At 59.6% G+C, this 21,024-nt stretch carries 13 protein-coding genes and 1 tRNA gene; 8 read left to right on the top strand and 6 right to left on the bottom strand.

Annotated features, from left to right (window positions below):
• The 3 genes from lgt to HMPREF3175_RS04575 all read left to right on the top strand — a co-directional run bounded on the left by lgt (position 1) and on the right by HMPREF3175_RS04575 (position 4,875).
• The gene (gene lgt, locus HMPREF3175_RS10630; RefSeq protein WP_070490880.1) at positions 1–1,884 is read left to right on the top strand and encodes a prolipoprotein diacylglyceryl transferase; all 1,884 of its coding nucleotides are present in this window, start codon (positions 1–3) and stop codon (positions 1,882–1,884) included.
• 202 nt (positions 1,885–2,086) lie between these two features.
• Positions 2,087–3,640 carry a pyruvate kinase gene (pyk, locus tag HMPREF3175_RS04580; protein ID WP_070490970.1) on the top strand — a complete coding sequence of 518 codons (1,554 nt, stop codon included), beginning with the start codon at positions 2,087–2,089 and terminating at the stop codon, positions 3,638–3,640.
• Positions 3,641–3,648: 8 nt separating this feature from the next.
• Positions 3,649–4,875, top strand: a complete 1,227-nt coding sequence (locus HMPREF3175_RS04575) for an enoyl-CoA hydratase/isomerase family protein (RefSeq protein ID WP_070490968.1) — start codon at positions 3,649–3,651, stop codon at positions 4,873–4,875.
• A 98-nt stretch (positions 4,876–4,973) separates the two neighbouring features.
• Here the strand turns inward: HMPREF3175_RS04575 and HMPREF3175_RS04570 are convergent.
• Positions 4,974–5,055: transfer RNA gene (locus tag HMPREF3175_RS04570), tRNA-Leu, on the bottom strand.
• Between the two features lie 284 nt (positions 5,056–5,339).
• On the opposite strand from HMPREF3175_RS04570, the gene HMPREF3175_RS04565 reads away from it, so the two are divergent.
• Both HMPREF3175_RS04565 and HMPREF3175_RS04560 read left to right on the top strand, forming a co-directional pair.
• Positions 5,340–6,842 (top strand): inorganic phosphate transporter, encoded by a 1,503-nt coding sequence (locus HMPREF3175_RS04565; RefSeq protein WP_083285206.1) that lies wholly within the window; start codon positions 5,340–5,342, stop codon positions 6,840–6,842.
• A 12-nt stretch (positions 6,843–6,854) separates the two neighbouring features.
• Positions 6,855–7,103 (top strand): hypothetical protein, encoded by a 249-nt coding sequence (locus tag HMPREF3175_RS04560; protein WP_035757634.1) that lies wholly within the window; start codon positions 6,855–6,857, stop codon positions 7,101–7,103.
• A gap of 188 nt (positions 7,104–7,291) precedes the next feature.
• Here the strand turns inward: HMPREF3175_RS04560 and HMPREF3175_RS04555 are convergent, their stop codons facing one another.
• On the bottom strand, positions 7,292–7,813 hold the full coding sequence (locus HMPREF3175_RS04555) for a hotdog fold thioesterase (protein ID WP_035757738.1): 522 nt from the start codon (positions 7,811–7,813) through the stop codon (positions 7,292–7,294).
• On the opposite strand from HMPREF3175_RS04555, the gene polA reads away from it, so the two are divergent.
• The 3 genes from polA to rpsA all read left to right on the top strand — a co-directional run bounded on the left by polA (position 7,812) and on the right by rpsA (position 13,760).
• Complete coding sequence (gene polA, locus HMPREF3175_RS04550; RefSeq protein ID WP_083289399.1) at positions 7,812–10,598, top strand: DNA polymerase I; 2,787 nt, start codon at positions 7,812–7,814, stop codon at positions 10,596–10,598. The genes HMPREF3175_RS04555 and polA overlap by 2 nt on opposite strands.
• 150 nt (positions 10,599–10,748) lie before the next feature.
• Positions 10,749–12,014, top strand: coding sequence for a GNAT family N-acetyltransferase (locus HMPREF3175_RS04545; protein ID WP_070490876.1), 1,266 nt, complete (start codon positions 10,749–10,751; stop codon positions 12,012–12,014).
• Positions 12,015–12,281: 267 nt separating this feature from the next.
• On the top strand, positions 12,282–13,760 hold the full coding sequence (gene rpsA, locus HMPREF3175_RS04540) for a 30S ribosomal protein S1 (RefSeq protein WP_070490874.1): 1,479 nt from the start codon (positions 12,282–12,284) through the stop codon (positions 13,758–13,760).
• Positions 13,761–13,946: 186 nt separating this feature from the next.
• On the opposite strand, the gene eccCa is transcribed toward rpsA, so the two are convergent.
• The 4 genes from eccCa to HMPREF3175_RS10280 form a co-directional block, all read right to left on the bottom strand.
• A complete protein-coding gene (eccCa, locus tag HMPREF3175_RS04535; RefSeq protein WP_070490873.1) occupies positions 13,947–18,167 on the bottom strand; it encodes a type VII secretion protein EccCa in 4,221 nt (1,406 codons plus the stop codon).
• On the bottom strand, positions 18,164–19,081 hold the full coding sequence (locus HMPREF3175_RS04530) for a hypothetical protein (protein ID WP_141739759.1): 918 nt from the start codon (positions 19,079–19,081) through the stop codon (positions 18,164–18,166). The genes eccCa and HMPREF3175_RS04530 overlap by 4 nt, the downstream gene beginning before the upstream one ends.
• A gap of 102 nt (positions 19,082–19,183) precedes the next feature.
• Complete coding sequence (locus tag HMPREF3175_RS04525; RefSeq protein ID WP_083289397.1) at positions 19,184–20,506, bottom strand: EsaB/YukD family protein; 1,323 nt, start codon at positions 20,504–20,506, stop codon at positions 19,184–19,186.
• Positions 20,500–20,787, bottom strand: a complete 288-nt coding sequence (locus HMPREF3175_RS10280; protein WP_070490869.1) for a hypothetical protein — start codon at positions 20,785–20,787, stop codon at positions 20,500–20,502. Before HMPREF3175_RS10280 ends, HMPREF3175_RS04525 begins: the two co-directional genes overlap by 7 nt.
• Positions 20,788–21,024 lie beyond the last annotated feature (237 nt).

Here is a 21,024-nt window from a genome sequence, read left to right as displayed (position 1 = left end):
ATGATCACACAGACGATCACCACGGCAGTTTCAACCGCTATCCCGGCGTCGCTCCCATCGCCGCCGCAAGAGTTCTCGTCGTTTTCGCTAGGGCCGTTGACCATCCACATGTATGCGATCTGCATCTTGTTGGGGATCATCGCCGCCCTGATCCTCACGCAGCGGCGTTGGGAAGCACGCGGCGGAAATCCCGAGCTCGTGTGGGATGTAGCGATCTGGGCGGTTCCGCTCGGCATCATCGGTGGTCGTCTGTACCACGTGTTCTCTTCCCCTGACCAGTATTTTGGGCCGAATTATGACGGCACCGGGGACCCCATCAAGATCCTGTATATCGCCAACGGTGGCCTCGGGATTTGGGGTGCGGTAGCCCTCGGTGCGGTTGGTGTGTGGATCGCTACGCGCCGCGCCGGTGTCAGGTTCTCTACCTTCGCTGACGCTGTCGCGCCAGGGGTTCTGCTGGCTCAAGCAATTGGCCGCTGGGGTAACTACTTCAACCAGGAGCTGTTCGGTAGCCCGACTGACCTGCCGTGGGGTCTCAAGATTGATGCTGACTCACCGACCTTCCCGGCTGGTATGCCAGCGGACACGCTGTTTCACCCGACGTTCCTGTATGAATCCATCTGGAACATCGTCGGTGTTGCGATCCTCTTGCTGCTTGACCGTTTGTTCCGTATGCGCCGCGGTGCGCTCTTGTGGCTCTACATTGTGATCTATACGGCAGGCCGCACATGGATCGAAGCATTGCGGATCGACGAAGCTCAGATGATCACGATCGCCGGTGTCACGCAGAGGCTCAACGTGTGGGTATCGATCCTCGTGTTCCTGGGCGCGCTCGTCGCGTTCGTCATCGCCTACCAGCGAGGCAAGAACGCACCTGAGCTCGATGTGGCTCTGCCAGGCCGCGAACCAAGCGCAGCGGCGGCCGCTGGTGCCGATAAGCCTGCTGAGGAAGAACGCGACGCCGCGGACAAGTCTGCTGAGACGGATAGACCTGCCGAGGCTGAGAAGCCTGGCGACGCGGAGGAGAAAGCTGCCGAGGTTGAGAAGCTAGAGGAGGCCGAGAAGCCTGCTGAGACCGAAGAAACCGCGGATGAAGAGAAATCCGCTCAGGTCGCTCAGGTCGCCGATGAGGAGAAGTCCTCTGAAGCCGATAAGCCCGAGCGCACGGAGACGACCGAGACCGCAGATGGTACGGACGATCGTGACGATACAGACGATGGCGACGATGCCGACCGTGCCGAGGCGTCAGAAGTAGCGTCTGAACCTGAGCAGACTGAAGCATCAGATAAGGCTGAGGCCCTGGAAACGGCGACCGATACGGAACAGGCCGGTACAGCCGAAGCTGCGGACACCGCGGAAGAGACTGACGTCGTGGAAGAAGAGCCTGAACCTGCAGAACCTGAAGCGGAAGAGCCTGAACCGGAAGAGCCAGCCGAGACGGTCGAGCCGGCCGAGACAGCCGAGACGGAAACCGTAGCTGAACCGGACAAACCGGCGGAGACCGCCGAGTCTGCCGAGACGGAACCTGCTGAGACCGAACCGGACGAGACCGAGCCTGCTGACGCGGAGCTCGCCAGCGAAACTGCGGATACCGCGGATACAGCCGAATCGGATGCTGACACTGCACCTGTTGTTGAAGCAGAAACAGCAGACACTGCTGAGTCCGAGGCTGACAAGGCAGGCACTGTTGAAGCCGGCGCCGCGGACACCGGCGCTGAGGACCCCGAGACCAACGGAGCCTCCGATACCGACACAGCCGACTCCGACACCGGTACGGCTGGTACTGACGCCGACAACGCCAGTACCGACACGGAAGCGGATACTGACGCAACAGCTGATGACACCGGTGACGATAGCGTCGGCGATAAGAAAGACGAGAACTGAATCAAAAGGCCAACTGCAGCCCCGTGCCCGCCCCTTGAGCGGGCGCGGGGCTGTAGGCTTATAAACAGGCGAAACCTTAGCGCATGCGGGATGAGACGAACGCATGAGCGAACATGTCTGGGGCGCCGCGAAATACATCACGATGGGGCGTTGAAAAATGATTGTTGACAAGAGTGCAGCCAGCAAGAAGAACAAGCGCCAGGTGCGGAGAGCCAAGATTGTCGTGACGTTCGGTCCGGCGCTCAACACTAAGAAGATGGCTCGCAAGGCGCTCAAGGCCGGTATGAACGTGGCCCGCCTGAACATGAGCCACGGGGATCATGCGACCCACCAGAATAATCTCGATAATCTGCGTGAGGTATCCCGAGAGCTCAATAAGCCGCTCGGTGTGTTCGCTGACCTGCAGGGCCCTAAAATCCGCCTTGCACGTTTCGCGGATGGCCCGCATGAGCTTGCCGAAGGCGATACTTTCACGATCACTACCCGCGATGTCCCCGGTTCGAAGGCCGAGTGTGGCACGACGTTCGCTGGGCTTATCGAGAACGTCGATGTCGGTGACATTTTGTTAGTCAATGACGGCAAGGTGCGTCTGCGGGCGGTCGAAGTCACGGCTACCGATGTTGTGACCGAGGTTGAGGTCGGCGGTGAGGTTTCTGATAACAAGGGCATCAACCTCCCCGGGGTTGCTGTGAATGTACCGGCGCTTTCGCAGAAGGACGAAGAGGACCTGCGGTGGGCTCTGCGTGCCGGTGTGGACATGATCGCTTTGTCTTTTGTGCGTAACGCTTCCGATATCGATCCTGTGCACCGGATTATGCAGGAGGAAGGCCGGAAGGTTCCGGTCATCGCCAAGCTGGAGAAGCCGCAGGCTGTCGATAACATCGAGGAAATCATCGACGCGTTCGATGCGATCATGGTGGCTCGCGGCGATCTCGGGGTGGAGTTGCCGCTTGAGGATGTTCCTGTGGTTCAGAAGCACGCGGTCGAGCTGGCGCGCCGTTGGGCTAAGCCTGTGATTGTGGCAACGCAGGTTTTGGAGTCGATGATGGATTCGCCTACACCTACGCGCGCTGAAGCCTCTGACTGTGCGAACGCGGTTTTGGATGGTGCCGATGCGGTGATGCTTTCGGGGGAAACCTCGGTTGGTAAGTATCCGATCGAAACGATCGAGACCATGGCGCGGATCATCAAGTCGACCGAGGCTCACGGTTTGCAACGGATCCCGCCTCTCGCGGCGCGCCCCCGGACGCGTGGTGGCGCGGTGACAAGGGCGGCGGTTGAGGTTGCTGAAGAGGTCAATGCGTCTTATCTTGTGGCGTTCACGCAGACCGGTGACTCGGCGCGCCGTTTGGCGCGTATGCGTTCGGAGATCCCTGCTCTGGGATTCACTTCGAGTGAGCAGACGTTCCGCTACATGAATTTGTTCTGGGGTATCACCCCGGTTTTGGCGGGGTTTGTGGATCATTCGGACAAGATGTCTCAGCAGGCCGAGGAGCACTTGCTGGGTAGCAACCTCGCTGAAGAGGATGAGCTCGCGGTGATCGTATCGGGTTCCCCTCCAGGTAAGGCTGGATCCACGAACTCGTTGCGTGTGCATCGTCTGGGCGACATCACGCATAGCGGTAAGGATGGCGAGCGGAACGAGGAACGCCATGAGGAGATCAAGCCGTGGCGTACGCGTGAGCAGGCCGCCGAGGACCTGGTTGTGCGGATGAATGAAGGCCAAGACGCACGTCTGCCGGCCATTGACTTCTGATGGCTGCTATGGCTGTAGATGCTATAGATACCGGATCAGAGCTCGTACTCGCTGAACGTGCGGGGGCCTTGGGTGTTGTGACACTCAACCGCCCGGCCGCGGTGAATGCGTTGAACCTTGAGATGGTTCAGGCTATGCATCAGGCGCTGGATGTTTTTGCGGCAGACGATGCGGTGCATGCCGTGCTGGTTCGTGGCGCGGGTGAGCGGGGTTTGTGCGCGGGCGGTGACGTGCGCGTGATCTATCGAGGCACCATCGAAGAGCCGGCGGTTGCGATGGAGTTTTTCGCGGCGGAGTATCGCTTGGATCACGCGATCGCGTGTTTCCCGAAACCCTATATTCCGTTCATGGATGGCCTGGTTTTGGGTGGGGGAGTCGGGATCTCGGTTCCTGGTTCGCACCGGATTGTGTGCGAATCGACCCGGTTGGGGATGCCGGAGACCGGTATCGGTTTCAGCCCGGATGTGGGTGGCGCGTATTTCTTGGCGCGTTCTCCTGGGGCGGTGGGCCGCTTCTTGTCTTTGACTGGGCTGCAGGTCTGCGGTGCCGATGCGGTGTATGCGGGGCTTGCTGATGCGTTTGTTCCGGCTTCGCAGCAAGGTGCCTTGCGTGCGGAGCTTGAACAGGCCACATGCGCCGGTGATGTGGACGATGCGGTGGAGCGCTACTCGCTTTCCGTCCCGGACACGGACGGCCGGCAGCGCAGCGCAGGTGAAGGCACAGTAAGGGACACCGCAGAGGGCGCCGGTGCGGGACGTTTGGAGGCGGCCCGCGGCTGGATCGACGAGGCTTTCTCGCACGAAACTGTCGAGGACATCCTTGAGGCCTTGCAGGCGCGTGTTGAAGGCGCTGGTGAAGCTGCTGGGCAAGGCACGCTTGAGCGGGAAGCGTTGGATGCGATGCGCCGGAACAGCCCAACGGGCATGAAGACGGCACTGGAAGCGATCGAGCGTGCGCGCCAACTGAGCCTGGCGGATACGTATCGGCAAGACTATCGGTTGTGCGGGAACGCAGTCTTGGGCAACCGCCGCGGCGGCGCGCACGCGACTGAGGTAGAAACGCGCGAGCTAGTACGGCCTGGCCACGATATGCGTGAAGGGATCCGCGCTCAGATTATCGATAAGGACCGCAACCCACAGTGGAACCCAGCAACGCTGGAGGGTGTTACCGCCGAGCTCGTCGAGAGTTTCTTCGCCGCGGTACCAGGCTTCCCGGACCTTGAATTCCCCAAGTAGAAGCTAAAACGCGTAGAAGCTAAAACGAAAACCAAACGCGGGAGAGCAAGAAAACCAAACGTGGGGCGCAACCTTTGTTGCGCCCCACTTTGTATCTGTGCCCGAGGCGGGACTCGAACCCGCACGATTTTCATCGCTGCATTTTGAGTGCAGTGCGTCTACCAATTCCGCCACTCGGGCTGGTGTCTATGTGAGTACCGGGTCGAGTGTCCGTTCGAGGGATCTCTGACTCGTTTACTCGTGGTTTTCTCACCAGCGGGTTCTACTGTATACGCACTCGTGTGGAAAATGCACATCCAACCCGCACCGCTACGCGGGCGTGACTATTCACACAGTGCTTATTCCGCCTCGGGGTCACGCTTTCGGGCTTAAAGGTCTAGCATTGTCACGGGAGTGGAGTGAACTCTAGGTAAACAGATGTTCATGCCCGGTTTATGTGAGTGTTTTGAAGAGGAAGGCCCCGCATGGATCCGTTCTTACTCGTTGTCATTGTCATCGCTTTGGCGTTGTTCTTTGACTTCACGAACGGCTTTCACGACACCGCTAACGCGATGGCCACCCCGGTTGCGACGGGGGCGATCAAGCCGAAAGCTGCTGTGACGTTGGCCGCCATCTTGAACCTTGTTGGCGCGTTCCTGTCCACCGAGGTCGCGATGACGGTTTCTAAGGGGATCATCAACGAATCTTCCTCGGACGGTGGGATCCTCATCACTCCATCGGTGATTTTGGCCGGCCTGATGGGCGCGATCGTCTGGAACCTCTTGACGTGGCTACTCGGCTTGCCGTCGTCTAGCTCTCACGCTTTGTTCGGTGGTCTCATCGGTGCCGCCATCGTGGGTGCGGGCCTCTCAGCGGTGAATTACGGAACGCTTTTTGAGAAGGTCCTGATCCCTGCGGTCGCTGCCCCGCTCATCGCAGGTGTTTCAGCTTTCTTCGCCACCCGGTTGGCGTACCGCATCACGCGTCGGAACAGTAAACACATCTCCCCGAATCGCGGCGGTTTCAAGATCGGTCAGATCTTCTCTTCCTCCCTTGTCGCGTTGGCTCACGGCACGAATGACGCTCAGAAGACGATGGGTATCATCACTCTGGTTCTGGTGTCCGCTAACATGCAGGAAGCCGGCACAGGCCCTCACCTGTGGGTTATCGCTAGCTGTGCTTTCGCGATCGCGTTAGGCACCTATACCGGCGGCTGGCGCATCATGCGCACTCTGGGAACGGGCCTAACTGAGGTCAAGCCGCCGCAGGGTTTCGCTGCCGAGGTTTCTACGGGTGCTGCGATCCTGGCGTCATCACACTTAGGTTTCGCGTTGTCGACCACGCAGGTCGCGTCCGGTTCCGTGGTGGGTTCCGGTTTGGGTCGTAAAGGGGCAGGTGTCCGTTGGCGTACCGCTGGCAAGATCGCGACCGGTTGGCTCTTCACACTGCCTGCCGCTGCCATCATCGGTGGTCTGGCTGCGGCGTTGACTCACCTGGGTTCGGTAGGTGTGTGGATCGTTCTGATCACGGGCCTGGCCGCGATGCTCACGATTTTCTTGATTTCTCTACGTAACTCGGTTACTCACGAGAACGCTATGCGTGGCGTCGAGGTTTCCTCAGCCGCGGTTCACATTCCAACCAAGAAGGAACGCCGTAGCGCTGCCCGTGCATTGCGCCGTGAGGCTCGCGAGGCGCACGAGCACGCTAAGGCCGCCGCCGCGAAGGCTAAGTCTGAGGCGCGGAAGGCTCGCCGTGCAGCTCGTGCCGCAACGCATGCCCACCGGGTTGCACGGAAGGCGGCGGCAGCCGAGTTGCGTGAGGTGCGTCGTGCGCAAGACCGTGAGGAATCAGCGCGGCTTAGCTTCATCGCGGCAGTCGATAGCCAAGCCGCAGCGGAAGAGTCCGATGTGGCGGCCCGTGAAGCCGAACGCGCCGCTAAGGAAGCCAGTAAGGGCCACGATGTTGCTGAAGCGAAGCAAGGTAAGTAGCGGAGAAGATCAATGACTGTTGAATTTATGCCGTTTCTGATGGTGTTCGTCGCGACTGTGTTCTCAACGCTGTTCGTGGTGCTGATGTTCTCGACCGGGGTGCGGTTGCAGTCCCTGCATGACGCGGCAACGGAGGAAGGCCTCAGCAAAGCGAAACGTCTCAAGGCCGGCTATTTCGCGTGCTACGCGGTATCCGGGCTGATCGTTCTGCTCGGTATCGCGTTGATCGTCCCGCCGATCCATAAGGCGCTGGGGTTCTGAAACGTTAGGCTTCTGAAGCGCTGGGTTTCTGAAACGTTAGGCTTCTAGCCGCGCGCAAGCGTTGAGGGCGGGTCACCGTGCAAGGTGGCCCGCCCTCAACGCGTCTACACCCGACATGTCCACAACGAGCGCAGCTACGCATCTACACAGCCACGTAGCGTGCCGGCGTGTGGTTTGAGTGCCACCGTTTAGCGCAGGTCGATGAGCTGGTTGGTGATGCGTGCGGTCGCGACAAGTTTGTTGTTCTCGTCATAGATTTTGATGTCGTGGCTCGTGGTGGTTCGGCCGAGGTGGGCTGGTGTGCACACTCCGCGCACCCGCCCGGAAACACCGCCGCGGTGGTGGGTGATGTTGAGGTCCACGCCTACGGGGGATTTCCCCTGGAGCCCTGAGTCGACGATGTGCAAGGCTGCGGCGAAGGAGCCAAGGGTTTCAGCGAGTGCCGCGCTGGCTCCGCCGTGGAGGATTCCGGCTACCTGGGTGTTGGTTTCAACCGGCATGGTTGCGGTGAGCTCTTCGACCGTGAAGGTGTCGAAGACGATCCCGAGCTTGGTGACCAGTTCTCCGGGGCCATGATGGCGTAGGTATTCCCACGCTACGTGCGGGATGTTCGCTTCAGTGAGTTCGGTAGCGAACGGATGGTTCTCGTGGGTAGCTTGGGTGGTCTTGTTGGTGCCGCCCGTTTCGGGTTTTGAGCTTTTGTCAGTCATGGGCATTAGGCTTTCATGTGTGAGTGCCAACGCCAAGTCTTCTTCGTCTAAATCTTCGTCTTCGTCCGAATCCAAGCCGCGTTTGCTCGTTATCGATGGGCATTCGATGGCGTTCCGCGCGTTTTTCGCTTTGCCTGCAGAGAACTTCTCGACTGCTACGGGCCAATACACGAACGCGGTTCACGGTTTCGTTTCGATGTTGCTGAAAATGATTGAGCAACGGGAACCGACCCATGTTGCGGTCGCGTTTGACCTTTCTGGGCCTACTATCCGTTCGCAACAGTATGAGGAATATAAGGGTGGCCGCGCCGAGACTCCGCCGGAGTTCGCGGGCCAGATCGAGTTGATCGATCAGGTCATGGCCGCTATGAACATCCCTACGTTGACGTATGAGGGCTATGAGGCTGATGACATTCTGGCGACGTTGTCGACCCGTGGCGCTGCGGATGGTTTCGATGTCCTGGTTGTCTCTGGTGATAGGGACACGTTCCAGTTGATCAACGATGACGTGCTGGTTTTGTATCCGATGCGCGGCATTTCGGATATCCCGCCGATGGACGCTGCCGCGGTGCAGGACCGTTACGGGGTTCTTCCGCAGAATTACCCGGATATGGCTGCGCTGGTGGGGGAGAAGGCCGATAATCTTCCGGGTGTTCCCCGTGTGGGTAATAAGACTGCGGCTAAGTGGATCAATCAGTATGGCTCGGTTGAGAAGATCCTTGAGCATGCTGATGAGATCAAGGGCAAGGTTGGTCAGAGTCTTCGTGATCACATGGATGATGTGCGCCGTAACCGTGAGCTGAACGCTTTGGTTCGGGATCTGGATGTGGATCTCACGTGGGATGACATGCGTGTGCGTGAACCGGAGTGGGATCGCATTGAGGACTTGTTTGATTCGCTTGAGTTCAATACGTTGCGCCGCCGTTTGAACGACGTGATGGGCGGTTTGAGCGAGGAAGAGTCCCCGGCTGTTGAGTTGCCGAATGTTGTTTCATTCACTGACGCTGAGCAGATTCGTTCGTGGTTTGAATCTGTTGCTGGCGCGGGCGCTGATGGTGCGCCTGTTGCCGCGGTGCGCGTTGAGCTGTCGGCTGAGCACGCGGTGGGTGAGGCATCGGATGTTCTGAGCCTTTCGGTCGCGGTGCTTCCTGAAGAGTCGGCGCAGGCTGAGGCGTTGCAGGTTGATCTTGCCCAGTTGGACGAGCAGGCTACCGATGCGGTGGCGGCCTGGCTTGCGGATGCTGAGCGGCCGAAGGTTGTGTATGACCTCAAGCCGATGCTGAAGGCACTGTGGGCGCGTGGTTTGCAGTTGTCGGGTGTGATCGATGATGTCGCGCTCTCGGCGTATCTGGTTCAGCCGGACCGCCGTGGTTATGCGCTTGAGGATCTCTCCCAGCAGCACCTGAAGCGCACGCTGGGTGAAGCAGCGGCACAGAATGCCGGCCAGCTTGATTTAGGCCTGGATGAGGACGGTGCGGCCGTGGATGGCCGCGAGGCGGAACGTGCAGATGTCACGTTGCGTCTGCATTCGGTGTTGCAGCCCATGCTTGTTGATCGTGAAGCTCAAGACCTGTTGACGCAGGTCGAGGTTCCTTTGGCGAGCGTTCTGGCGCGCATGGAGGCCACGGGTGTGGCCGTGGATCTGGAGTCGCTTGATGATTTGATCGATAGCTTCACCCAGAACATGAACCGCGCCCAACAACAGGCTTTCGACGCGATTGGGCACGAGGTGAATCTCAGTAGCCCTAAGCAGTTGCAGACTGTTCTGTTTGAGGAACTTGAGCTTCCTAAGACCAAGAAGATAAAGACCGGTTACACGACGGACGCGACCTCGTTGCAGGATTTGTTGGTCAAGACGGGACATCCGTTCCTCGAGGCACTGATGGCTCACCGAGACGTGGCTAAGCTGCGGCAGACTGTTGAAGGTTTGAAGAAGACTGTTGCCGCTGATGGGCGGATCCATACGACGTTCTCTCAGACCGCCGCGGCTACCGGCCGGTTGTCTTCCTTGAACCCAAACCTGCAGAACATTCCGGTGCGTACCGAAGAGGGCCGCCGTATTCGCGACATCTTCACATGCGGTGACAGCGCGGAGCTGCTCACGGCGGATTATTCGCAGATTGAGATGCGCATCATGGCGCATTTATCTGGGGATGAGGCGTTGATCCAGGCGTTCAAGGATGGCGAGGATCTGCACCGTTTTGTTGGCTCACATGTCTTCGATGTAGCGCCTGAGGATGTGTCTGCTGAGATGCGTTCGAAGGTCAAGGCGATGAGCTACGGCTTGGCGTACGGGTTGAGCCAGTTTGGCCTTTCGCAGCAGTTGGGTATTTCGGTTGATGAGGCCCGCACGCTGCGGAACGACTATTTCAAGCGTTTCGGTGCGGTACGTGATTATCTCGATGAGGTTGTGGCTCAAGCGCGCGTGGACGGCTACACCTCGACCCTGTTGGGACGGCGCCGCTACCTGCCTGAGCTGCATAGCGATAACCGTCAGCTGCGGGAGATGGCTAAACGGGCCGCGTTGAACGCTCCGATCCAGGGCACAGCGGCGGACATCATCAAGCTCGCGATGCTGCGCATCCCTGCCGCGTTCAAGGACGCGGGCCTGGAATCGAAGATGCTGTTGCAGGTCCATGACGAACTGATTTTCGAGGTCGTGGACGGTGAGCAGGAGAAGGTGCGTTCGCTCGTGGTCGAGATCATGTCCAGCGCGATGGAATTATCTGTTCCGTTGGATGTGAACATCGGTAGCGGGCGCACATGGCACGCCGCAGCACACTAGCGGCCGCCTGGCAAAGATTGAGCCTTTCACGGAAGATAGTGATCCACAGATGTTGGTCTGGAGTTGGAAATGAGTAGTGGCGCGGTGAATCAAGAGCGGTTCAGGGTTGTTCGGCATCGCCCGGACGGACCCCTGGGTAGCCCAGATCCGGTGACTGAGGCGTTCATTGAGGCGATGGCCTTAGGGTTCTTGGACGGGCGCCGCACGCAAGAGGAGATGCAGGGCAAGGTTGACCGTTTCCGTCAGGACCGTTCGCTGTTGACGATGGTCCATGACGACAATCAGCCTTCGATCGCACTGGATGCGGATATTCCTGTTGCGACGTTCGCGGAGTTCCCTGGCCAGCTGTGTGTGCGTGAAGGTGTCCTCGTTGATACGCATATGGTCACTGAGGTGACGGTGCGGACCTCGCACCGTCGTCGTGGTTTGTTGACCAAGATGATGCATGCCTCTTTCGACCGGGCTAAAGAGGCCGGGCGTCCGTTGGCGGCACTCACGGCGACCGAGGGCGTGATTTATGGACGCTTCGGTTTTGGCGTTGCAGCGCATACCGGCACGTGCCGGGTCAAGGTTCTGCATGGTTTGCGTTTGCGGGCTTCTGCGATCAAGGCGATCGAGGATTCGGGTGTGCGCGTTGTAGTGCCCTCCTGGGAAGAGATGCCGGCGGTTCACCGTGAGTCTTCTGAGGCCTATGTCAAACGGACACCTGGCCAGGTTGCGCCTGTTTCTTCGCAGCGGCGCCGCGCCGCCGGCATCAGTAACTATTTGGCGGAGCCAGGGGAGAGCCACGATTTGCGTCCGCTGGTTGCGCTCGGTCCGGACGGTAAGGTGCGCGGGCATGCGATCGCAGAGTTCTCCGGTTGGGATTCTCACCCGTTCACGTTGAAGGTTCATGAGCTGATGGCCGCGGATCCTGTCGCGGAGCTCGCTTTGTGGCAAGCGCTAGGTGCCACGGATTTGGTTGAAGAGCTTTCGGCCGATTCGGTGGTTGCTGATCACGCGCTGCGTGTCGCGTTGATCAATGGCCGCGATGTGGTTGACGGTGTTACGCGCGATGCCCTGTGGCTGCGGGTTCTCGATGTTCCAGAGGCGATGCGTGCCCGCGGACTCAGCAGTGAGGGCTCCGTGGTCCTGGACGTCTCTGACCCTCTGGGGTATGCCCAGGGGCAGTTCCTGATCGAGGCGGACGAACATGGAACGAGGGTTACCGAAGCGTCGGAAGCTACTGATAGTTCCGGCGCGGATGTGCCGCACTTGAGCCTGGATGCGGAAGCGTTGGCTGCTCTATACCTTGGTACGTGCCGTGTAGCTGATCTGGTGGCGAGCGGGCGTGCCCAGGCTGACGAGGCCGACCTTGAAGCGCTTCACTTGTTGTTTCACTCGAAGGTGCCTCCGATTAACACAACCTACTTCTGATGTTCCGGTTGCCTGGTCATGATGAGCAGGGTCTTGATGATGGGGTCTTGACATTGGGCAGAGCCCTGCCGCGTGGCAGCAGTAAAAGAAGCTCATACTTCATTGACTGAATTATCCCCATAGCATAGACTTGGTTGAGTTGTGCACTTTGCGTGCCATCACGCGTGCGCAATTCCATATTGTTCACTACTTCAGAGCAGCACACTTTGAGCGAAACATTCGCGGCTGTTCTGACCGATTTACTATCCGTAACGGAGCCCCTACTACATGACCACTACGAACCCGGATCAGACCGGACTCCCGCAGGTCGCAGTCAACGACATCGGTTCGGAAGAGGAATTCCTCGCCGCTATCGACGCAACCATCAAGTACTTCAACGATGGCGATCTCGTTGAAGGTGAAGTCGTCAAGGTTGATCATGACGAAGTTCTGCTGGATATCGGCTACAAGACCGAGGGTGTTATCCCGTCCCGCGAGCTGTCTATCAAGCACGATGTAGACCCTAGCGATGTCGTCGAGGTTGGCGACACGGTCGAGGCACTTGTCCTGACGAAGGAGGACAAGGAAGGCCGTCTGATCCTTTCCAAGAAGCGCGCACAGTACGAGCGCGCTTGGGGCGATATCGAGAAGGTCAAGGAAGAAGACGGCGTCGTTACCGGTACCGTCATCGAGGTTGTCAAGGGTGGTCTCATCCTCGACATCGGCCTGCGTGGCTTCCTGCCTGCTTCCTTGGTTGAGATGCGTCGCGTCCGCGACTTGGCTCCGTACATCGGCCAGCAGCTTGAAGCGAAGATCATCGAGCTCGACAAGCACCGCAACAACGTTGTTCTCTCCCGCCGCGCATGGCTTGAAGAGACCCAGTCCGCGGTCCGCACCGAGTTCCTCAACAAGCTCGAGAAGGGCCAGGTTCGCGAGGGCGTTGTCTCCTCCATCGTCAACTTCGGCGCATTCGTTGACCTGGGCGGCGTTGACGGCCTGGTTCACGTATCCGAGCTGTCCTGGAAGCACATCGACCACCCATCCGAGGTTGTCGAGGTTGGCCAGAAGGTTACCGTCGAGGTCCTCGAGGTAGACATGAGCCGCGAGCGTGTTTCCCTCTCACTCAAGGCAACCCAGGAAGACCCATGGCAGACCTTCGCCCGCACCCACGCGCTGGGTCAGGTTGTACCTGGTAAGGTCACCAAGCTCGTTCCGTTCGGCGCGTTCGTTCGCGTTGAGGACGGCATCGAGGGTCTGGTCCACATCTCCGAGCTCGCTGAGCGTCACGTTGACCTCGCGGAGCAGGTTGTTCAGGTGGGCCAGGAGATCTTCGTCAAGGTCATCGACATCGATCTCGAGCGTCGCCGTATCTCGCTGTCCCTCAAGCAGGCCAACGAGGGTGTTGACCCAGAGGGCACCGAGTTCGACCCTGCTCTGTACGGTATGGCCGCAGAGTACGACGAGGCCGGTAACTACAAGTACCCAGAGGGCTTCGACCCAGAGACCAACGAATGGCTCGAGGGCTACGAGACTCAGCGTGCAGAATGGGAGCAGCAGTACGCTGCAGCCCAGGCCCGCTGGGAGGCTCACAAGAAGCAGGTCGCAGAGGCAATCGAGAAGGACGCAGAGGCCGGCGCACAGCAGGCATCCGCTCCAGCTCCAGCTTCCTACTCCTCCGAGGACCAGAGCGACGCCGAAGACAGCGGCACGCTCGCATCCGATGAAGCCCTTGCTGCACTGCGTGAGAAGCTCACCGGCAACAAGTAAGCGAATCATCCGCCCCGCGAGCGCGGCACAGACACGCTAGCGGGGTAGATGAACCAAGAGGGCGGTTCCGAAAGGAACCGCCCTCTTCGCGTACCTGAACCCGTTTGCCGTACCTCGACCCTCTTGCAGCATCCAGTGGTTCATTACAGCATCCAGTGGGCTATTCAGTTATTCGGCGGACAGGGGCTAGTTGTTGCCTTCCTCGGCGTCGAGAGTAGCTACCTGGATGGTTTGTGGGCCTTCGTTCGGGCGGATCAGCATACCGCGGCCGGCAGGGAAGTGGCGCGGCCGGATGCGCCCGATGATCGGGCCTTCGCTGCTATCGCCGTCCATGAGCAGAGTCACGGCACCGGCTTCACGCAGTGATGCGAAGAACGGCTCATACATGGTGCGTGATGCGCCACGGACACGACGGGTGAGTGCCACATGCAAGCCGATGTCGGTGCTCATCGCGAGGAATGGGGTGAACGCGTGAAGCGGTGAGGCCGCCCCTGCGGTGAGGACGTCGTAGTCGTCCACGAGCAACACAATCCGCGGCCCTTCGAAGCCAGCCTTCTGTTGGGCGAGCGGGTCGGCTTGCACACGGGACTGCACCTCTTTGACCACCGCAGCGGTGAGCTGTTCAGCATGCATCGAGGTAGCTGCGTATCCGCCGAGGTATTCCTCCGGGATCGCGTTCTGCAGGTCACGGCGCGGATCAAAGACCGCGAACACGAGCTCTTCTGAGCTGTATTGGCTCATGAGTTCGTGGGCGAGCAGACGCAACAGGCTCGTCTTGCCGGCTTCCTCATCCGCAAGTACCGCAAGGTGTGGTTCGCGGCCGATGAAGTCCAGATAGCGGATTGCCTGATTGCGTTCCATAACGCCAAAGCGCAAAAGCCCCGGAGTTGATGAAGGCGGTAGCTGGTCCACGTTGATGTGGGTCGGCAACAGGCGCACGGTGCGCGGGGTCTGTTCACGATAGTGGAGTTTGACGTACTCGACCGCTTCCCTGAATGCCTTGGTGAGGCCGTCATCGCTTGGCTCGTCATCGATGCGTGGTAGCGCGATCTGGCCGATACGTCCGTCGATGTTGAAGCCACGGCCCGGCTTGTTCTTAGGCAGGTGCGCCGCGGTCTTGGAGCCGTGCATCGAGTCCGATGGTTCGGTCAGCCGCATCTCCAGGCGGGTCCCGAAGAAGGATTGCTGCGCCATCCGGACTTCGTTCCAGCGGGTGGCTGTAGCGATGATGTGGATCCCGTAGCCGCTACCGCGGGTCAGGAGAGAGTAGAGCGAATCCTGGAGGTCTTCGAACTCGTCGATCAAACCACCCCAACCGTCCACGAACACCACGACGTCGCGCACATCGAGTTCGGGGTGGCGGCCGGATGCGAACATTTCACGCATCGTGGAGACCGAGTCGATGTGGAGAGACTCGAACAGCGCTTCGCGTTCGGTCAACAGGTCAGTGACTTCCTCCAGGGTTCGCCGCAACGCTTCGCGGCGTGTGCGCACGGCGACGCCGGCAGTGTGCGGAAGGCCCTCGATTGCGAGCAGGCTGGAGCCGCGCAGATCCAAACCGTAGAGGGTTATTTCGCGCGGTGAGTTCTCCAAGGCCAGCGAGAGCGCGATCGTGCGCAGGAGCGTGGACTTGCCGGTGGAAGGCCCACCGAGGATCGCGATGTGACCGCCCGAGTGGGCTAGGTCGAGTTCCCAACGCCCTTGCCACTGGTGCGCTGGGTCATCCAGAATCCCGATCGGAACCGGGAGGCTGTGTGATGTCTCCCCGGCGAGCTGGCCAGAAATCGCGGCAGGCTCAGGCGGCATCGAGAGCGCTTGATCCAGGGTGACCTTATCCGGCAAAGGCGGAAGCCAGATGGGGTCGGTCACGGCGGGGTACTTGCTCATCATGGCAACGGATGCGCTCAAGACGGTGGGGCCTTCGGCATCCTCATCAGCCGACTGGGTGGCGGGCTTCGCGGCTTCCGCTTCGTCCTCGGCCTCGTCATAATCCTGGGCCATGGTGATGAAGTTCTGTGAATAGAACTGATCGATCAGCACGACGGGCACGGTGGGTTCCTTGGTCACCTCATCTTCTGCGGTTTCGATCGCTAGCGGGCCAGAGACGTAACCGGCTTTGAACTGCTCATACACGGTTGTATCCACTTTGAGGTAGCCGTAGCCAGGCAGCGGCGGCAGGTGGAAGGCGTCCGTTGTTTCGAGCACGGTGCGGGACTCAGCTTCAGACAGTGTGCGTAGACCGAGCCGGTAGGACAGGTAGGTGTCGAGGCCGCGGAGCTTGCCTGCTTCGAGGCGCTGGGAACTGAGGAGCAGGTGCACACCGATCGAGCGGCCAATACGACCGATCGACATGAACAAGTCGATGAAATCGGGTTGCGCGGTCAGTAGCTCACCGAACTCGTCAATCACGAGGAACAGGTGCGGCATGACCGGCAGGTTGCGGTTGCGGCGACGTGCCCGCTGATAGTCGGTGATGGAGGCGATGTTGCCTGCGGCTTTCAACTGTTCCTGACGCCGTAGTATCTCACCTTCAAGGCTCGCATAGATGCGGTCCACGAGCGACACATCGTCAGCGAGGTTGGTGACGATACCGGAGACGTGCGGGATGCCCTTGAACGGGGCGAAGGTCGCACCACCCTTATAGTCGACCAGAACCAGGTTGAGCTGTTCAGGGGAGTGGGTCAAAGCCAAACCGAGCACCAGTGTTCGCAGAAGCTCGGACTTACCCGAACCTGTTGCGCCTACGCACAGCCCGTGCGGGCCCATACCGTGCTGGGCGGCCTCCTTGATGTCCAGGCGAACAGGCTTGCCTTGCTGATCCAAACCGATAGGCACGGTAAGGAAGTCAGGGCCGAAGTTCGGCTCCCACGCCGCCTGCAAATGCGATTCGTTGAGCTCCTTGAGGCCCAGCAGTTGAGTGAACTTCATACCGGCTTGCTGCTCGGAGTGCTCAAGGGAATCGTGAGAGAGCCGCAGCGGGGCCAACACGCGGGAGATTGACTGGGCTAAGGCAACATCGGAATCATCCAAAACACCCTTGAGACGTTGTGCTACGGAACCATCAGAGTCCAGACGCTGAACCTCAACTTCCGCGGCGGCCTCAAGGTCCACCTCGCTGGCTGCGGCATCGTTCCTAAACCCGGCCCAATTACCCAGACCAGCCCAACTACCTATGCCAGTCTTACTACCCAGGCCCGCTCTGCGGCCTCGTCCACTTCCGTTATCTTGCCCAACATTGTTGTTGTGGACGGCCCTGTTGCTTTGTACGAGGCGTGCTGACACATCGCCGGGTTCTTCGAGCTGATTGCGTAGCGCGTGGATGACGGTGATGCCCATCATCTCTAGGTCCGTTGCGGTGCCTGCACTGAAGTTCTCTACCGGACCACTATGCCGCAGATCGACGATGAGCAGACGCGGCTGGTTGAGGTTTACAACCGTGTAGTCCGCCGGTGTGCGCCGTAGCTCAGCGGTCGCCTGGTAGCGGCGCTGGATGTTGCTGCGCAGCAGAGATGCCAGCTCCGGCATCGTCTCGCAGATGCGTGGCACGGGGCCGAAAGCGGTCGGTTGGTCTTGGTCGAGAATGTGGGGGAGCCTACGCACCCACTCCCACTTATCGCGGTGAACCGTCGGCACGAGGAACGCGAGCTGGAGGTCTTCAGGGGAGTGAAGCGCAACCGCCTGCAGGACCAGGTTGCGGATCGCTTGATCGCAGAACTCGTTATCCCCGATGACTGAGACCGTGTGGTCGGCGCCCAGGTGAACCAGCAACGGCATGTCTGGGGTCGTGGAGAAACGGTCTTGGAGAACATCGAGTTGCTGTTCGAGGTGAGGGTCAGTGCTTTCTAACGACTGGTCCTCACCTTCAAGGCGGAACTCGACACCCGTGGCATCGCCGATGCCGCATCGAACATTGAGGTAGTCGCTGTGTTGGCGGCGCCGCTCCCACAGCCGCGATGGGGTGAAGATCAACTCGACGAGTGCGTTGGTGCGCGGGTCAGTTATTTGGGCTCGGGAACGCCGTTCGTCTTCTGCTGTACGCAACTCGTGGTGGCGTTCTTCGAGGTATTCAAGGTAGTTGTCGCGCAACTGTTTGCGGCGGCGGGTCTGTTTACCATTTTGCGAGGTCATCATGACGATCGCGCCGATCACGGTCACGATCATCATGAGCGCTCCAACCGCCGCGAAAGGGGAGCCCCGGAACAGCATCATGACCGTCATCGAGCCAGCCATACCCAAGAGTGGGATGAGGCCGAGGAACCCCATGTTGCCGGCTCCGCCGTCCTCGATCAAGGGCGGGCGGCGGACCGTCTCAAGCTCGGGTTCCGCTGCGGGTGGCTCGGAGCGGGCCGGGCGGTGGAACAGTCCGTTGTCTTCCAGGGCAGTCAGGGATCGGCTGTGTGTGGTCATGATGTAGCTTTCGCGACGGAGAGCACGGTTGCCCCGAGCTGGGCCACTTGCAGGCGCTCCCGTTCTGAGAGCAGCTCCATATTCAAACGGCCACCGGTGGCGACGTGAGCGTCAAAGCTCAGTTCTGGCAGGTTGGTTTTACGGCTGATCGGCAAGTGGGAACGCAGGTTGGTGTGACGCACGGATTGTTTGGTGAGTCTGACTTGCCGCTTTGATGCGTGGATGCTGTCAACCATGACTGGCACGAGCGCTACGTGCGGGTAGCTATGGTGAATGTAGTTACAGAAGGACTCGGCAACATCGACCGCAGCCGGGTACATCGGGATCGGAACGATCAGCGCGTGCAAGCCCGGATAGAAGGCGTGCATCACGTGATCGCTCATCGGCAGGTCAAGAAGCGTAACCGCAGCAGTCTGGGACAAGAACTGAAAGGTGTTCTGCATTAGGGCTCTGTCATCGAGCCGCTCGTCGCTATCTCCCCACGGCAAGAAACGCAGGTGCCGGGAGATCTCATCAGAATATGTATGAAAGTGCTGGTGGACGGGAACATCCCTTTGGTTCATGAGTTCAGAGAGCCGCTCAAGCCCTTTGTCCTCACTCACCTTTCGCGGGTTGCGTGGCCCGAGCCTACGCAGGGTGGCGCCGTCACGGTTGAGCACATCCACCACAAGCGTGGGTTCTTTGCGGCTATCCGCTAACTGATGCCCCAACAGAGCCACAGTTGAGCTCGCACCGGAGCCTCCCAGGGGGCTCGTGATGCCGATTCGGCGGCCCGTGAGCACCGAGGTCTGGCAGCCTTTGAGTGCCCGCTGGTAGGCCTCCGGGAACGGGTCTGACACCACCAGGTTCACGACCGAGCGCGTCGCGCGAACCCACCAGGAATCTCCAGGCGTGGTTGTGGTGTACCTAGGCACCGCGGCTTTCTTCTCGGGGCGGGCCGGGTTCCTCTTTCTCAAGGGATTGGCTGGCATCGTGGACTTAGAGTACATTCTCGGGCCTTTCACCTTTCCTGCGGGCTACTGACCGGTAAAGGACTCGATCAGGCGCGCATACAGTCCGAACGCGCCCACCAGGACAGGGAAAATAGACAAGGTCAGCAAGGTTTCGAAACGGCGGGCCGTTAGACGCAGGCCCGCGGCCACATGCTCTGGCATACGCCATAGCGGCTGTGTCAGGATCACGACGATCAGCAGGGCGAGCGTCAACGGCATGATCCACGCCGGTATCGAAACGGAGGACAAGCTCACCCAGAACACACCGCCGACGATCGCGGAACCCAGCATGCAGGTTCTCTCTGCAACCAACGGCATGTGGCGGGAACGCAAGGACACTAACGCGATCGTGATCAAAACGAGCGCAGTGACCCAGGGATCGTTCCCGGAGGGCCCTAGCAGGAAGACTGCTGTGAGCATCGTGAAGCACATGAGCCATATCAAGATGGCCATGCCGGCGTGTGCGCGCCTCACGCGTGAGGCTACGTCGCTGCGGTAGGGGCGTTTGCCGTCGGCGAGGTCATCATCCGCACGCGTGAGGCCGGACAAGATGAGGGCGATGCGGGGAATGATGCCAACCAGGATGCCGCTGATAGTGAGCATCCAGAGCCCTAGATGCATGTCGCCAAGGTTGAGGATGAAACCTAGATACCACACGCCCACTGTCATGAGCGAGGCAATACCTGTAATGAGTGCTGTTTGCCACGCCCTGTGGTTGATCCCAAGGGCTAGAAGTGTGGCTGCGATCCACGCGTTGACGATCATCCACCCGAGGAACGGCTCGGGTTCGGCGAAGAACACTGTGAGGGTCAGAAGGGCTGCCGAGACAGTGGTGAGTTCGATGTCGGTGCGCCACCAGCGGTGATCGATAGCCGTCATCGCGATGAGAGGAAGGACCGTTGCGGTGAGTCCCCAGGTAAGGAATGTTGCGCTACCAGGGTCCGGTAGAAGGCTGAGCGCTAGTGGCACCGCGAGCAAAACGAGAAGTGCTGTGCTGAGTAGCCGCGATTTTGAGAAGCTCACCGTGGCAGATTGCCCCGCCGTGAGTTCGGCGCTGGTGTCTGCGAGGTCGTAGACAACCGGGGAGCGGACGACCTCGTCGCGGCGATCTAGCCGGATGAGAGCGCCGTCAGTGATTTTCGCGTCAGCGAGGGTCTCGTGGAGGGCAAGGCTACCGCCACCCACCGGGGTGAGTGTCAGCTCTTGTGGGGCGGCTTTGTTGCCGGCACGGGTGTGTCTGAGGATCTGCGGGATGAGCTCGCCAACGCTGACACCTGCCGGTAGGAGCATTTCTATATTGCGGTCTGTAGCTAAGACAGTGACTCTGCGGTATCCGGTGCTCACCATGGGGCAACCTCGCCGACGGTGCGCTCTATTGAAATGGGTGTCTCGGTGGGTGTCGAGGCGCGATTCATACGTTCGTTTTGTTCTTTAAACAGGTTGGAGATGAAGGAGAAGCCGACGCAGCCGGCGCAGATGAGGGCCGCGATGATCAGTCCGATCACAATGTGTTTGATTCCGGAGGTGAATGTGCGTCGGCGCCGGTCGTTGCCGTATAAGAGTGCGAGGCTGAGTCGCTGCCGACGAACAGCTACTGATTCGAGAATCTGCTCGTCATGGTTCTGCATGGTTCTCCTTTAGCGCATTCACAGAAGCAGAGGTGATCGCGCGGCCAATTATGCATGAGTCATGTTACAAGCAGCTTAAGGTCGGCCAAAAGTAGTATGACGCGAACTCCTGTGTGTCTCCGATGTGTCTCATGTGCTGCCCTGTTGTTTCAAGGGGTATCGCTGATTATTCGGATCTGTTGTTGCGAGTCGCGGCTGAGCTTAACGTTATTTCAAATTTCTAGAGTTTTTGGGTTT

Source organism: Arthrobacter sp. HMSC08H08, assembly GCF_001807575.1.
In the GTDB taxonomy this organism is placed as follows: domain Bacteria; phylum Actinomycetota; class Actinomycetes; order Actinomycetales; family Micrococcaceae; genus Pseudoglutamicibacter; species Pseudoglutamicibacter albus.
Note: the sequence above shows the minus strand (reverse complement) of the source record. Positions and strands in the feature narration are given on the sequence as shown.